Origin of the sequence: Mesorhizobium sp. 131-2-1, assembly GCF_016756535.1 — a bacterium.
GTDB lineage: Bacteria > Pseudomonadota > Alphaproteobacteria > Rhizobiales > Rhizobiaceae > Mesorhizobium.
Genome location: NZ_AP023247.1, coordinates 2,365,719 through 2,379,150 on the forward strand (window position 1 = coordinate 2,365,719; position 13,432 = coordinate 2,379,150).

The window sequence follows — 13,432 nt, forward strand, 5'->3', positions numbered from 1 at the left end:
GGTCTGGCCATGCAGTCTATGCTCGATGGAGTTGAAGCTGGGCCTGTCGCATGCGCAACATCTGCCTCATCCGCGCGCCTTCCAATCTCGGTCTCCGGCCCTTGCGGCCGGGCCATGTGCCCGGCACCTGGCGCGCCCCGCAGGCGCTGAGCGAAGCCGGCCTTGTCGAGGTACTGGCGCCAGTGCGGGTGGTCGATCTCGAACGGCCCACTTACAGCACCGAACCGCAACCGGGCACAAAGCTGCGCAATGGTCCGGCGATCCGTCGCTTCAATCTCGAGCTTGCCGAGATCGTTGCCGACGCGCTTGCGCAGCGTGAGTTTCCGCTGATCATCGGCGGCGATTGTTCGATCCTGCTTGGCGCTCTGGCGGCGGCGCGACGCTCCGGTCCATTGGCGCTGGTCCATGTCGATGGCCACAGCGATTTCCGCCATCCCGGCAATTACAACGTCAATGCCGCGCTCGGCTCGGCCGCCGGCATGGACCTGGCGCTTGCCACCGGACGCGGAGAGGCCTTGTTGACGGAGTGGCCCGGCGTTGACGGTCCGCTCGTCGCCGACGAGGCAGTGGTGCAGATCGGCGAGCGCGAGAGCCGCGATGCCGATTTTGCCTGGCCCGACATCAATGCGACCGCGATCACGCGCATTGATGTCTTTGCCGCGCAGGAACTCGGCGTTGCAAAGGTGCTGGAGACAACGAGAGCGACGCTGGCGCGTGCCGACTGTCCTTACTGGCTGCATCTGGATGTCGACGTGCTCGACCAGACCGTGATGCCGGCGGTGGATTCACCCGGTAGTCCCGGCATCGATCCCGACGATCTCGTTGCGATCCTGTCGGCGCTGGCAGCGGACCGGCGCTGCATCGGCATGGACATGACGATCTACGATCCCGACCTCGACCCGAATGGCGATCTCGCCCGGCTGCTGGTGTCGTTGCTTGGGCAGGTGCTCAAGCAGCGATAGGGCTCAGCCGGCCCTTGCCACCGGCGTCACCGTCACCTGGCTGACGCCGGTGCGGCGCACCACGGTGCACAGCGTCTCGCGGCCGATGCGTTCGGCGTCCAGCATGCGCACGAGATCGTCGACGCCGGTCACCGGCCGGCCGTCGATGGCGGCTATGATGTCGCCCTCCTTCAGGCCGGCCTTCGCGGCCGGACTGTTCTTCTCGACGCCGCGCAGGCGAACGGCCGTGCTGGTCGAGACCTGCGACAGCAGGGCGGCGCGGCGGGGCAGGCTGGTGGTGTCGCCGGAGACGCCGATGAAGGCGCGGCGCACGCGGCCGAAGCGGATGATCTCGGAAATGACGAAGTTTGCGGTGTTGGAGGCAACCGCGAAGGCAATGCCCTGCGCGCCGTGGATCATGGCGGTGTTGACGCCGATCACCTCGCCCGCCGACGACACCAGCGGCCCACCGGAATTGCCGGGGTTGAGCGCCGCATCGGTCTGGATGACATCGTCGATGAGCCGCCCGGTCGAGGCGCGCATCGAGCGGCCGAGCGCGGAGACGACGCCGGCGGTGACCGTCCATTCGAAGCCGAGCGGATTGCCGATGGCGATCGCGATCTGGCCGCGCCTCAGCCGCTTGGAGTCGCCGAGTGGCGCGACGTCGGCGAAGCTGCCGTCGGCGCGCACCAGCGCGATGTCGGTGTCGGGGTCGCGGCCGAGCACGCGGCCTTCGCGCGAGGCGCCGTCCGGCATCGTGACGCGCACGGCGCGCGCATCGCCGACGACATGGAAATTGGTGACGATCAGCCCGTCCGGCGTGATGACGAAGCCGGAGCCATGACCGCCCGCGCCGCCGATGCGCTCGATGCGGCAGACGGCGGGACCGATGCGGTCGACCGCATCGGCGACGGTCGTCGAATAGGCGTCGAGCAGCGTGTCGTCGGTTTGGAGTTTGGCAGCGGCGAGGGCCATAAGCGGGCTCCGTGTTATCAGGCTTGGTCGTGACTATATGTGCGGAGCGGCCGCGACAGCCGCGACCTGACCAGATGGCCAGTCGTGCGGCCGACTGGCCATGAGGCGAGTACCGGCCGGCGTCTTGTCGAGCGATATCTGGGTAACTGCAAACCCAGGAGAACCATGATGAGCGACTTCAACCTGAGCGCCTTTTCGGATGCAATCGCCGATCTCGCGGCGGCGGCCGCGCCGGCGACGGCAAGCCTTGCCACGCATCACCATCGGACAGCGAGCGCCTTTCACTGGCGCGACGGCTATTTCGTCACCGCCGAGGAGGTGGTCGAGGCCGGCGAGGAGATCGAGCTGACCCTGGCTTCGGGTGAAACGGTCAAGGCCGAGCTTGTCGGCCGCGATCCGTCGACCGGGGTCGCCCTGCTTAAGCCGGCCGGCGCGGCAGGCGCGCCGTCGCTCGCCAGGGCGGATGCAGTGCGGCCGGGCCATGTCGCCATCGCCGTCGGCAACAGCGACGGCGCGGCGCTTGCCGTGTTCGGCTCGATCGGCGAGGTCGGTCCGGCCTGGCGCTCGATGCGCGGCGGCACGATCGACCGGCGCATCAATCTGGCCGTCAATGCGGGCTCGCGTTTCGAGGGCGGGCCGGTGATCGACGCCAAGGGCGGGCTGGTCGGCATGCTGCTGTTCGGGCCGCGCCGGCGGGCGCTGGTCATGCCCTACGAGACGATCGAGCGGGCGGTGGCGACGCTGCGCGAGAAGGGCCATGTCGCGCGCGGTTATCTCGGCGCCGGACTGCATCCGGTCCACAACAGCGATACCCACGGCGCGATGGTGATGAGCCTCGACGACAACGGTCCGGCCAAAGCCGCCGGCCTGCATCTTGGCGACATCGTCGTGGCATGGAACGGCGAGGCGGTGCAGGGTCCGCGCGACCTCATCCGCAAGCTCGGGCCGGATAGCGCCGGCGCATCCGTGACGCTCGGCGTCGTGCGCGGCGGCGAGGCGCGAGATGTCGCGGTAACCATTGGCGAGAAACCGCTGAGCTGAGGGCATCGATGGCAGTCGCGGCAATAGCAAATCACAGGATGCCGGATCGGGCCGCCGCCGAGCGGCGGCTGACCGTGCTGATCGCGCTTGGCGATGCCGCGCGGGCCGAGCAGCTGTCGGAGGCTTTGGGCGCGACCGGTGATCTGCTGCCGGTGATGGCCGGCAACAGCCTTGGCCAGGCGGTGGATGTCGCCATAGTCGACGAGGACCGTCTGGAGGGCAGGGCGATCGATCCCGCGCTTCCCAGGGTGCTGCTGTTCCGAGGCACCGGCCACGAACAGCCGCTGGGCGGCGTGCTTGCCGTGCTGCCGGCGGCGTCCGACGAGCTGCTGATCGCCGCCGCCGCGCGGCTTGCGGCCGCCGGCTACCGCATCTCAGGCGAAGGCCGGCCGGCCGGGCGGCACGAGGACCTGGCCTTCCATGACGGCGATGCGTTCGACGAGGAACGGGCCGACACGAATCTTGCCCGGCCGACGCTTTCGCCGCGCGAGGCGGAAGTGCTGGCGCTGCTCGCCGAGGGCGCGCCCAACAAGGTGATCGCCCGGCGGCTGAACATTTCCGTGCACACGGCGAAGTTCCACGTCGCGGCGATCCTGATCAAGCTTGGTGCCGCCAACCGCACGGACGCGATCGCCATAGCCATGCGCCAGGGGCTGGTTCTGGTCTAGGGGCCTATTGATTTTCAGGTGATGCCGGCCTGCGAACGGCGACTTCCCGCGCTTCCGGTGCTCACATACTTAAGTACGCTCCGCTCCGGTCCTCGGAAGCCACCATCCTCGGCTCGGCTGAATCTCAACAGACCCCGGTGCGGTTTCGCCATGGTTTCCCACCCTACGCAGCGTAACCGCCTAACACACTTTGGGCTCTTGCGCCACGCTTCCCAGCCGCGCAAAGGTTCGCGCGTGTGATGTTGCAGGGAGGCTCGAGAAAAATGTCGCTCAAGGGAAAGACGCTGTTCATCTCCGGCGGGTCGCGCGGCATCGGGCTGGCGATCGCGCTGCGCGCGGCGCGCGACGGCGCCAATGTGACGATCGCCGCCAAGACAGCAGAGCCGCATCCGAAGCTGCCAGGCACGATCTACACCGCGGCCGAGGAGATCGAGCAGGCCGGCGGCAAGGCGCTGCCGGTGCTCTGCGACATACGCGAGGAGGCTCAGGTGGCCGAGGCGGTCGCGAGAACCGTCGAGCGGTTCGGCGCCATCGACATCTGCGTCAACAATGCCAGCGCCATCCAGCTCACGGGCACGCTGGAGACCGACATGAAGCGCTACGACCTGATGCATCAGATCAACACGCGCGGCACTTTCCTGGTGTCCAAAATGTGCATTCCGCACCTGAAGTTGGCAAAGAACCCTCACATCCTGAATCTGGCGCCGCCGCTGGACATGAAAGCCAAGTGGTTCAAGAACCATGTCGCCTACACCATGGCCAAGTTCGGCATGTCGATGTGCACGCTGGGCATGAGCGCGGAATTCGCCAAGGACGGCATCGCCGTCAACTCGCTGTGGCCGATCTCGACCATCGACACCGCCGCGGTGCGCAATCTTCTGGGCGGCGCGACGGTGGCTGCGATGAGCCGCTCGCCCGACATCATGGCCGACGCCGCGCATGCGATCTTCCTGCGGCCCTCGCGCGAGGCGACCGGCAATTTCTATATCGACGAGGAGGTGCTGCGGGCCGAGGGCGTCAGCGACTTCTCCACCTATTCGCCCGGGGCGACCGGGCCGCTCGCCGGGGACTTCTTCGTGCCGGACGAAGTGTTTGCCCGCACGGAAAGCAAGATCAAAACCATCTACTGACGGGCAGCGGACAAGGGCTCAATCCTCGACCTTCTTGGCTTTGCCCAGGCCCATCAGCCGATCGATATAGGCCAGCATCAGCGCCGAGAGGACGAAGGCGAGGTGGATGATGGTCAGCCACATCAGCTGGTCGGTCGTGTAGGAGACGGAATTGAGGAAGACCTGAAGCAGGTGGATCGAGGAGATGGCGACAATGGTCGAGGCGACCTTGACCTTGAGCGAGCCGACATCGATCGTGCCCAGCCAGTGCACCTTGCCGTCATTCTCGTCGAAGCGGCTGACGAAATTTTCGTAGCCGGAGATGATCACCATCACCACCAGTGAAGCGACGAGGGCGGCGTCGATCAGGCCGAGCATCTTCAGGATGGTGTCGGTGTCGCCGAGCGACAGCGCGTTGAGGACGAACTCGTACAGCTTCTTGCCGAACGACACCGCATAGATGGCGAGCGCAAGGCCAAGCCCGATATAGAACGCGACCAGCAGCCACCGCGAAGCGAGGATGATCGATTCGATGGCGAGTTCGAGACGTTTCATGCGCTGGTTCCGCTTCCGGTTTCAGTGGCGTATTTCGGACAACCCGCGATTGTTTGCAAGACGAAAACAAAACCCCGCCGGAGAGGGGCCGGCGGGGCTCATGTGTCCCGCTGGAGTCGGGACGGGGCAGGGAACGCCCTGTCAAGAATCTGGGGACAGCAATCCGGCAATTCAATGATTTTGCTCGAACCGAAGCTCAATTCTTCTTGAGCCTCAAACCCTTGCGGGCGTTGCCCATCCCGGCAGGGCCGGGATGGGATCTGTGTTGTCGCTCCGAATCCAGAAGCCGCTCTATGCTTCTGGAACAGCGGGCTAATTCGCGCTCGCTACCGGCGCCACTAGCGAGGTGATGCGGCGGATGGCAACGCGACGGTTCTCGCGGTTCGGCCCTTGCGTGTCGACCTTGAGATACTGCTCGCCATAGCCCTGCGTCGTCAGGTTCTCCGGCGGGATGCCGAAGGCATTGGTGAGCGCCTCGGCGACCGCTTCGGCCCGCCGGTCGGACAGGGCAAGGTTTGCTTCCGGCGTACCGACCGCATCGGTATGGCCTTCGATCAGGAAGGTTTCGGCCGGGTTCTTCTTCAGCAGCTTCTCCATGGCGCTGGCGACACCGTCGAGCTTCTGCACCTCGGTGTCCGAGATCGACGCCGAGCCGAACTCGAAGTTCAGCGTGTCGAGATCGACGCGGCGGGCGATGTCGCGCACGCGGGCCGAGCGCTTGACCTCGTCGACCGAGTAGAGGCGCTGCACCCTCTCGACCGGAGGCTGTTCGAGGAAGGTGTAGTAGTCTTCCGGATCCTCGACATCCTCGGAATCCAGGATGTAATCCCGGCGCGAGATGTTGAGCCGCATCGGCGGCAGGTCGTCGCCGGGATCGCGCCAGTCGTCGACATCCCGGTAGTAGCGCTCGTCGACATAGCTCAGTACATATTCGCGCCCGTCGGGCGTGATGCGCGAACGTTGGATGACGTCGCCATAACGGTTGCGGATGGTGACGATCTGGACGCCGTTGTCGCGCTCGACGATTTCGCGAGTGCGGCCGCCGGACAGATCCTCATAGTAGACATTCCTGGCGCCGCGATGCATGCGCGGCGCATCGTTGCTTTCGACGATCGTCTGGTTGTTGAACTGGATGATGACGCGGTCGCCGAATTGCTTGAGGACGTCGGCGCCTTGCGGGCGCGGACGGCGGCGCACGTCTTCCTCTTCAGGCGCGCGCTCGACGCGCGTGCCCTTTTCCTCGGTCACCGGAATGATCTTTTCAGGCTTGATCTCCTGCTGGGCCGACTTGTCGTCGGTCGGCGGCGGTCCCTGATCGACCGGAGCCGGCTTCGGGGCTTGCGCCTGCTCGCCGTTCTGCTGGACGGGCTGGCCGGTCCCCTCGGCATTCTGGCCTTCGGTGGTCTGCCCGGCGTTCTGGCCGCCCTGATCCTTGCCGCCCCTGTGCTTGCGCCGGGCATCCTTCTGGCTGTCCAGAAGCGGCGCTTCGTCCGGGTTGGCCTTGGCTTCGCCCTGCGCCGGGGCTTCACCCTGCGCGGGCTGGGTCGCCTGTTCGCCAGCGGCAGGCTGCTCGCCGGTCGCGGGCTGTTCTCCCGTCACCGGCTGCTCGCCGATCAGTTTCTTGCCGTGCTTCTTCTTGTCCTGCTCACCCAGGGCAGGGGCTGCCTGCTGCTCGGTGGGAAGCGGCTCGGCCTGCGGGACAGGCTCGCCGGGTGCCGCCTGTTTGGCCGGCGCCTGCTCGGCGGGCGCGGCCTCGATCTGCTGATCCTGCTTGTGCTTCTTCTTCCTCAGCAGGTTGTCCTGCGGATTGTTGTCGTTCGCAGGCGCCGCCTGTTCGGCCGGCTGCTCGGCGGGCGCCGCTTCGATCTGCTGCTGGTCGCCTTTCTTCTTGCGCAGTTTGAGCGGCTGTTCGCCATTCGACGGCGCCGCCTGTTCGGCCGGCTGCTCGGCGGCAGGCGCCGCCTCGATCTGCTGCTGGTCGTGCTTCTTCTTGCGCGGCTTGAAAGTCTGCTCATCATTCGACGGCGCTGCCTGTTCGACCGGCTGCTCGGCGGGAGCGGCCTCGATCTGCTGCTGGTCGCGCTTCTTCTTGCGCGGCTTGAACGTCTGCTCGTCATTCGACGGCGCGACCTGCTCGGCCGGCTGATCAGCTGGAGCTTGCTCTGCCTGCTGCTCCCGATGCTTCTTCCTGCGCAGATTGCCCTGCTGCTCGTCATTCGACGGCGCTGCCTGTTCGACCGGCTGCTCGGCAGGCGCGGCTTCGATCTGCTGCTGTTCGACCTTGCGCTTGCGCGGCTTTTGCTCCTGCTCGACGGGAACGGCCTGCTCGGCCGGCGCTGATTCCGTTTGCTGCTGGTCGTGCTTCTTCCTCTTGGGCTGTTCCGGCTCAGCCTGCTGGTTCTGGGCGCAGGCCTCAGCCGATTCCCCCTCGGCGCAGCTCGCTTGCGCCAGAATCAATGGCGCGGCGGTGTGCTGCACGGGGCCGAAAACGGCACCGCCCTGCAGCGGGTACGCGCCCAACGGCGCGGATGCCATCAGCAGGCCGATCGCGGTGCCTGCCAGAATCCGTGGTTGGCGTTTCATCTCAAATTCTCCTTGTGGGGTCCCATCCCTGCCCAAACTTTCATTATCGGGATTTGGTTCCGACGCATGGGCATTAGCGGCAACGAAGGACGATTGGCCGGCGTTTTGAAGGCAACTTCGTGTTTTTCATATGATGCACGTCTTAATTGCGCCCATTGCGGCGCTTGACCTTGGCGGCGGCCGGGGCCACATCCCCACAATGGATGCGCCATTCTGGAAAACCAAGACGCTTGAGGCGATGACGCCGGCCGAGTGGGAATCGCTTTGCGACGGCTGTGGTAAGTGCTGCCTGTCGAAGCTCGAGGACGAGGACACCGGAGAGATCTACTGGACCAGTGTCGGCTGCAGGCTGTTCGACGCTGAAAGCTGCCGCTGCGCCGACTATGCCAACCGGTTGGCGCGGGTTCCGGACTGCGTCGGGCTGACGCCGCAGAATGTGCGCACAATCAGCTGGTTGCCAAAGACCTGCGCCTACCGGTTGATCGCGGAGGGGCATGACCTCTATTGGTGGCACAGGTTGGTCTCGGGGAGCGCGGAGACGGTGCACGAAGCCGGCATCTCGATCCGCGGGCGGGTCAAGGCCAAGGAAACCGACCTTGCCGAGCCGGACGACTATTTCGACTATATGCTCGATGACGAACCCTGACGGGTTCGCATTTTGACGACGAACGTTGTTCGCATGTTGACGACGAGCACTGAACCGATTTTCGCCGCAAACCGGTAGGAAATACCACGCGCCGGAGCGGCCTAGGCCGGAACCGGCGAGGCCGTGGGGCGTTTGGGGTCCGGCCGCCCGCAACCGATGGCTTGCCCGATGAACCGAAGATGAATGGACGGTTCGCGGAAGGTTCAGACAGGCAGGCGCATTCTCGCACCATCGGCTCACAAGGGGCGAGAGCCCTCAACAAGGAGAGAAGACGATGTTCAACACGATCAAGACCGCAGCCCTTTCGGCGCTTGTCGGCCTCGGCACGCTTACCGCCATCCCCGCCGCCCATGCCGACAGCCTCTATCTCGGTTTCGGCAACAACCAGGACCCCCGCTTCGGCGTCTACACTGGGGAAGATGACGGCTTCTACCGCCGCCGTCACCGCTCGGATGACGACGACTGGCGCGACGACCGTGGTTGGCGCCGGGGCTGCTCACCGGAGCGCGCGCTCGACAAGGCTGATCGCATGGGCTTGCACCGTGTCCGCATCGTCGACATCAACCGCCGCACGGTCAAGGTCGCAGGCCGACAGTTCGGTGACCGCGTCGTGGTGGTGTTCGCCAATGTTCGCGGCTGCCCGGTGATCTATCGCTAAGGAATACAGACCGGCCCCCCGGCCTGGACGGCTAGCAGAGCCCCTTTCCGCCAGGGTGGAAGGGTGCGGCTCAAAAAGAACCCCGGAGGACCAGTCCTCCGGGGTTTTTCATGCGCAACGATAAGGACCAGCGCGGTTCAGCGTTTCATGGAATCGCTGACCCGCCCAAGTATTTTGTTTTGACGCAATTCTGGACGAAAAACCGCTGCGCACTTTTCCTGGAATTGCTCTAGCCGGCCTGATCCAGAGCCGGCCGCCGGGGCGCATGCCGGCCGGGATGCACTCACTTCAGCTCGAAGGTCACGGTAACCTGCACGGCATAGGAATTCTCGCCGGCCTGAACCGGAACCGAGGCGCCCGCGGCATCGAAGGCCTTGGCGTTGATCGGCATCGGAGGCGGCGCGATGTTCTGGTCAGTGATCTCCAGCACCCGGCCGATGCTGACGCCCGCGGCTTCGGCAAGCGTCTTGGCCTTGGCCATGGCGTCGGCGACCGCTTTCTTGCGGGCCTCGGTGACGGCTGCGGACGGATCCTCGTTGGAGAAGGCGATGCCGCCGCCCTGGTTGACGCCGAGCGACACCGCCTTGTCGAGGATCTCACCGGTCTTGTCGATGTCGCGGATGCGCACCGAAAGCGTGTTGGTCACCTGGTAGGCGACGAGCTCGGCGTCCTGGCCGCCATCCGGCTTGTTGGTGTAGTTGTAGCGCGGGTTGATCTGGATGCCGGCCGTCTGCAGGTCGCGGTCCTTGATGCCGGCCGATTTCATCGCTGCGATCACAGCCGCCATGGCGTCGTTGTTGGCGTCGAGCGCGGCGCGCGCGGTCTTGGCCTCGCGCATGACGCTGAGCGTCAACAGCGCGAGATCGGGCGCGGCGGTCGCCTGGCCTTCGCCCGACACGACGATGCGGGGCGTGGCTTGCGAATCGGCGGCGCCGGCCACCGCCGGAAAAGCGATCGCGGCGGCGAGCGCCAAGGGCAAAAGATGTCTGGTCATGAAAAATCTCCTCAGTGTGCGATCCAGTCGCACCTGGCAACTAGAACGCGAATATGGGCTGATTTTGGCGATCGCGACCAGCCCGGCCCGAAAGCCTTGTGCCGAGGAAGGAAAAACACTAAGCCAGCCGCGTGGGGCCTGTAGCTCAATGGTTAGAGCCGGCGGCTCATAACCGCTTGGTTGGGGGTTCGAGTCCCTCCGGGCCCACCATTATCGTTGTTTATCAATAACTTAGCGCCTATTTCTTCCTTTGACAGCCAAGTCCATGGTGGCGAACCTCTGCACATCGCTTTGATTTTGTTGACTTACGATGGGCTGCTGAGAACCAAAGAGGCGGGTGAGAAAAACGTCGTGGCGCCCTGCAGACGCGACGCGCTGAAGCCAGGAGCAGTTCGAAGTATCCGGGTCAGACTACGCTCTCATGGTGGGCATCGGTCCATTGCGGCGGCAGGTCGTTGGACGCTTGGTTGCAGCAGTAGCAGGCCTCGCCAAAGGGTCTCTCGACGTCGTGTCCGGGCCGCGAATGGACTTTCAGCTTTGGGCAGCGAACCTTCAAGAGCGGACATTCAAGTTGGCGTGGGCAATCAACGCGGCCTGACCGATAGCGGACAACCAGCCAACGGGTTTTCGGTGTCGTTAAGGATTAGAGGCGGCCGTTTGCCGCCGCCCGAGTTGAGCGAAACCGGTTCATCTAGACTGAGATATGGGTGCTCCAAAGTGGAGTCCTCGCTGCGCATGAGGCCAGTATTTCATAAAGAGACGCAGAGCCGATCCATGGGATTCTCAGCTAATTTCTTCACGCGTCCGGCCGGATAAAGTGCTTTCGGGCGACAACTCGGTGCGTTGTAGGAACAGGACTCTGCGCGATGCGCTCACTCAAGCGTGCGCGGAAGCAGCTAGATTGGATTGTGGTGGAGCCACGTCTTTGGTCGCAATCATACTGTTGGTGGTGGAGTTCGTCTGCGGCGCCGCAAGCGGAATTGCGCTCGGCCGCTGGGTGCCGAGTTTCAGTCTTGGCAGGACGGCCAACGGCTTGATCGGCGGCGTCGGTGGCATGCTTTTTGTGTGGCCATCCGCGCGTATTCCGGGTGTTGGGCCCCTCGTCGGCCACCACGCCGCTGGCCTGACGTCGACGATGCTGGTCGGAGCCGGAATAGCAGGGCTACTAGGAGGTCTCATCCTGATTCTGCTGGCCGGTTTCGTCGGGGCTCTCATACGAGGCTGACAGCTCCGATGATGCGTGCGGATGCTTTCCGCCCTTCCATCCCCCCAAGATTGCTCGGTACCTGACGAGGAGAACATTATGAGGAAATTTGCTCTCGCGCTCGCAGTCGCCTCCGCTTTGGCGGGCTGCACCAACGCGGAAAAAGGCGCTGTGATAGGGGGTGTTGGCGGGGCTGCGCTCGGAACAGCAGCTGGCGGTAACGACGTGCGAAATGCGGTCGTTGGCGGTGCAATCGGGGCCGTCGCCGGTACCTTGATCGGAGCGGCGACCGACCGCCGCGGATATTGTCGATACCGGGATCGGCACGGGCGAATCTTCGAGGCGCGATGCAGGTGATCGCTTGCTCCGCCGTGGCGCTCGCTGAGCGCGAACGACTCCGCTCGCTCGGCTAGATGACAATGTCACCGCTAACAATTCCGTAGATACCGAAGAGGCATCCGATCACCGCGGCCGCCAGGACGATCCATTCAACGCCGACGAATACCGGCTTTTTCTGCTCACGCCTGACTTGAACGTAGAGCAGCGTGCCGGGGGCATACAGGATGGATGACAGCAGCAAAAATTTGAGACCGCCGGCATAGATCATGAACAGAACGTACAATGTCGCGATGCCTGCGACGACCAGATCGCGGGACCCCTGTGCCGCTTCGTCGTCATAGGTCTCCTCGCGATAGGCAAGAAGCAAACCGTAGCCGGCGACGAGCAAATAGGGAATCAACACCATGGCGCTGCTCAGCTTCACCATGAGCGCAAACGCGTCTTGCGAGAAAAGCGTGCTGACCACGAACAACTGTATGACCATATTGGTCAGCCAAAGAGCGGCGGCCGGGACGTTGTTGCTATTCTCACGTGCGAAGATCCTTGGCATGTCGCCGCTCTTGGCGGCTGCGAACAACACCTCGACACAAATCAAAGACCAGGCGAGGTAAGCGCCGAGCACCGATACGATCAATCCCACGCTGACGAAAACGGCACCCCAGTGACCAACGACGGCCTCCAGTACCGACGCCATTGAGGGTTGCCGCAATCCAGCGATTTCCGCCTGCGCAAGGACGGCATAGGGCAGGAGCGTCACCAGGACCAACAGGAACAGCACGCCGATGAAGCCAATGATCGTCGCCCTTCCGATGTCGGCGCGATCCTTCGCATAGCGTGAATAGACACTCGCGCCCTCAATTCCGATGAACACAAAGATCGTGACCAGCATGGTCGCCCGGATCTGCTCGAAGAGGCTGCTTTTAAGTGCCAGCTCTCCGCCCCAGAAGTTGGCGCGAAACAGGTCCAGCTTGAAGGCGCCAATCAGGATGACGATGAAGACAAGGATGGGAACGATCTTTGCAACCGTGACGATTGTATTCAAGACGGCCGCCTCCCTGATCCCGCGCAGGATCGTGAAGTGGAACAGCCAGAGTGCGATCGACGAGACCACTACCGCTGGGACCGTGTCGCCGTTGCCAAAGATCGGAAAGAAGGCGCCGAGCGTCGACTTGATCAAGACCCAATACGAGACATCGGCGATACAGGCGACCAGCCAATAGCCGAAAGCGGAGAGAAAACCTGCGTAGTCTCCGAAACCGGCTTTTGCATAGGCAAAGATGCCTGCGTCGAGGTCGGGCTTACGCTCAGCCAGCACCTGAAACACTCGAGCCAAGGTGTACATCCCCATCCCGGCAATACACCAGGCAATGACGGCGCCGCCCGGTCCCGTCGCGTTGCCGAAAGTGCGCGGGAGCGAAAATATCCCGGCACCGATCATCGATCCGACGACCATTGCAGTCAGTGCGGCCAGAGAAAGCTTCGGGTTAGTCCGGGATGCCATGGCCGAGCCTCAAAGCCGGTTGTCGAACTGCGAAGCGCAGAATCACCTGCAGAATGCCCGGCAGTTCGCTGCTCGTTCGCCGATGCTGCATTCAAGACTTCCACAAGTCCAGCAGATGCAATGCGTCCGCGGCACCGGATTTCCGAAATAGAGACGTAGTGCATAGCGGTGAGATTCTTAGCTAATTTCACCTGGTTCCCAAAAGCATAGGATTTGGT

The 13,432-nt window shown here is 64.0% G+C and carries 13 protein-coding genes and 1 tRNA gene; 9 read left to right on the forward strand and 5 right to left on the reverse strand.

What is annotated here, in order from left to right:
• Positions 1-50: 50 nt before the first annotated feature.
• Positions 51-962, forward strand: coding sequence for an arginase family protein (locus tag JG743_RS11550; RefSeq protein ID WP_202300319.1), 912 nt, complete (start codon positions 51-53; stop codon positions 960-962).
• Positions 963-965: 3 nt separating this feature from the next.
• Here JG743_RS11550 and JG743_RS11555 read toward each other — a convergent pair whose 3' ends face one another.
• Entirely contained in the window at positions 966-1,916 is a 951-nt protein-coding gene (locus tag JG743_RS11555; RefSeq protein WP_202300320.1) for a S1C family serine protease, read from the reverse strand.
• Between the two features lie 168 nt (positions 1,917-2,084).
• Here JG743_RS11555 and JG743_RS11560 point away from each other — a divergent pair, with 168 nt between their 5' ends.
• The 3 genes from JG743_RS11560 to JG743_RS11570 all read left to right on the forward strand — a co-directional run bounded on the left by JG743_RS11560 (position 2,085) and on the right by JG743_RS11570 (position 4,755).
• Positions 2,085-2,957, forward strand: coding sequence for a S1C family serine protease (locus tag JG743_RS11560; protein WP_202300321.1), 873 nt, complete (start codon positions 2,085-2,087; stop codon positions 2,955-2,957).
• Between the two features lie 38 nt (positions 2,958-2,995).
• Positions 2,996-3,625 (forward strand): helix-turn-helix transcriptional regulator, encoded by a 630-nt coding sequence (locus JG743_RS11565; protein WP_244673108.1) that lies wholly within the window; start codon positions 2,996-2,998, stop codon positions 3,623-3,625.
• Between the two features lie 263 nt (positions 3,626-3,888).
• Entirely contained in the window at positions 3,889-4,755 is an 867-nt protein-coding gene (locus JG743_RS11570; RefSeq protein ID WP_202300323.1) for an SDR family oxidoreductase, read from the forward strand.
• A gap of 18 nt (positions 4,756-4,773) precedes the next feature.
• On the opposite strand, the gene JG743_RS11575 is transcribed toward JG743_RS11570, so the two are convergent.
• Both JG743_RS11575 and JG743_RS11580 read right to left on the reverse strand, forming a co-directional pair.
• Entirely contained in the window at positions 4,774-5,289 is a 516-nt protein-coding gene (locus JG743_RS11575) for a TIGR00645 family protein (RefSeq protein ID WP_202300324.1), read from the reverse strand.
• A gap of 312 nt (positions 5,290-5,601) precedes the next feature.
• Positions 5,602-7,872 (reverse strand): OmpA family protein, encoded by a 2,271-nt coding sequence (locus tag JG743_RS11580; protein WP_202300325.1) that lies wholly within the window; start codon positions 7,870-7,872, stop codon positions 5,602-5,604.
• 199 nt (positions 7,873-8,071) lie between these two features.
• On the opposite strand from JG743_RS11580, the gene JG743_RS11585 reads away from it, so the two are divergent.
• Entirely contained in the window at positions 8,072-8,518 is a 447-nt protein-coding gene (locus tag JG743_RS11585; RefSeq protein ID WP_202300326.1) for a YcgN family cysteine cluster protein, read from the forward strand.
• Between the two features lie 274 nt (positions 8,519-8,792).
• Positions 8,793-9,176: a hypothetical protein gene (locus tag JG743_RS11590; RefSeq protein WP_202300327.1), complete on the forward strand. Its 384-nt coding sequence runs from the start codon at positions 8,793-8,795 to the stop codon at positions 9,174-9,176.
• 283 nt (positions 9,177-9,459) lie between these two features.
• Here JG743_RS11590 and JG743_RS11595 read toward each other — a convergent pair whose 3' ends face one another.
• Positions 9,460-10,170: an SIMPL domain-containing protein gene (locus tag JG743_RS11595; protein WP_202300328.1), complete on the reverse strand. Its 711-nt coding sequence runs from the start codon at positions 10,168-10,170 to the stop codon at positions 9,460-9,462.
• A 134-nt stretch (positions 10,171-10,304) separates the two neighbouring features.
• Between JG743_RS11595 and JG743_RS11600 the strand changes: the two genes are divergently transcribed.
• The 3 genes from JG743_RS11600 to JG743_RS11610 all read left to right on the forward strand — a co-directional run bounded on the left by JG743_RS11600 (position 10,305) and on the right by JG743_RS11610 (position 11,731).
• A tRNA-Ile gene (locus JG743_RS11600) sits at positions 10,305-10,380 on the forward strand.
• Positions 10,381-11,095: 715 nt separating this feature from the next.
• Positions 11,096-11,395 carry a hypothetical protein gene (locus JG743_RS11605; RefSeq protein ID WP_202300329.1) on the forward strand — a complete coding sequence of 100 codons (300 nt, stop codon included), beginning with the start codon at positions 11,096-11,098 and terminating at the stop codon, positions 11,393-11,395.
• 78 nt (positions 11,396-11,473) lie between these two features.
• Positions 11,474-11,731 carry a glycine zipper domain-containing protein gene (locus JG743_RS11610; RefSeq protein ID WP_202300330.1) on the forward strand — a complete coding sequence of 86 codons (258 nt, stop codon included), beginning with the start codon at positions 11,474-11,476 and terminating at the stop codon, positions 11,729-11,731.
• A gap of 52 nt (positions 11,732-11,783) precedes the next feature.
• On the opposite strand, the gene JG743_RS11615 is transcribed toward JG743_RS11610, so the two are convergent.
• The gene (locus tag JG743_RS11615) at positions 11,784-13,214 is read right to left on the reverse strand and encodes a basic amino acid/polyamine antiporter (protein ID WP_202300331.1); all 1,431 of its coding nucleotides are present in this window, start codon (positions 13,212-13,214) and stop codon (positions 11,784-11,786) included.
• Positions 13,215-13,432 lie beyond the last annotated feature (218 nt).

Coding starts and splice junctions, on each gene's coding strand:
- JG743_RS11550 (WP_202300319.1), top strand. CDS start 51: ATGCGCAACATCTGCCTCATCCGCGCGCCTTCCAATCTCGGTCTCCGG.
- JG743_RS11555 (WP_202300320.1), bottom strand. CDS start 1,916: ATGGCCCTCGCCGCTGCCAAACTCCAAACCGACGACACGCTGCTCGAC.
- JG743_RS11560 (WP_202300321.1), top strand. CDS start 2,085: ATGAGCGACTTCAACCTGAGCGCCTTTTCGGATGCAATCGCCGATCTC.
- JG743_RS11565 (WP_244673108.1), top strand. CDS start 2,996: ATGCCGGATCGGGCCGCCGCCGAGCGGCGGCTGACCGTGCTGATCGCG.
- JG743_RS11570 (WP_202300323.1), top strand. CDS start 3,889: ATGTCGCTCAAGGGAAAGACGCTGTTCATCTCCGGCGGGTCGCGCGGC.
- JG743_RS11575 (WP_202300324.1), bottom strand. CDS start 5,289: ATGAAACGTCTCGAACTCGCCATCGAATCGATCATCCTCGCTTCGCGG.
- JG743_RS11580 (WP_202300325.1), bottom strand. CDS start 7,872: ATGAAACGCCAACCACGGATTCTGGCAGGCACCGCGATCGGCCTGCTG.
- JG743_RS11585 (WP_202300326.1), top strand. CDS start 8,072: ATGGATGCGCCATTCTGGAAAACCAAGACGCTTGAGGCGATGACGCCG.
- JG743_RS11590 (WP_202300327.1), top strand. CDS start 8,793: ATGTTCAACACGATCAAGACCGCAGCCCTTTCGGCGCTTGTCGGCCTC.
- JG743_RS11595 (WP_202300328.1), bottom strand. CDS start 10,170: ATGACCAGACATCTTTTGCCCTTGGCGCTCGCCGCCGCGATCGCTTTT.
- JG743_RS11610 (WP_202300330.1), top strand. CDS start 11,474: ATGAGGAAATTTGCTCTCGCGCTCGCAGTCGCCTCCGCTTTGGCGGGC.
- JG743_RS11615 (WP_202300331.1), bottom strand. CDS start 13,214: ATGGCATCCCGGACTAACCCGAAGCTTTCTCTGGCCGCACTGACTGCA.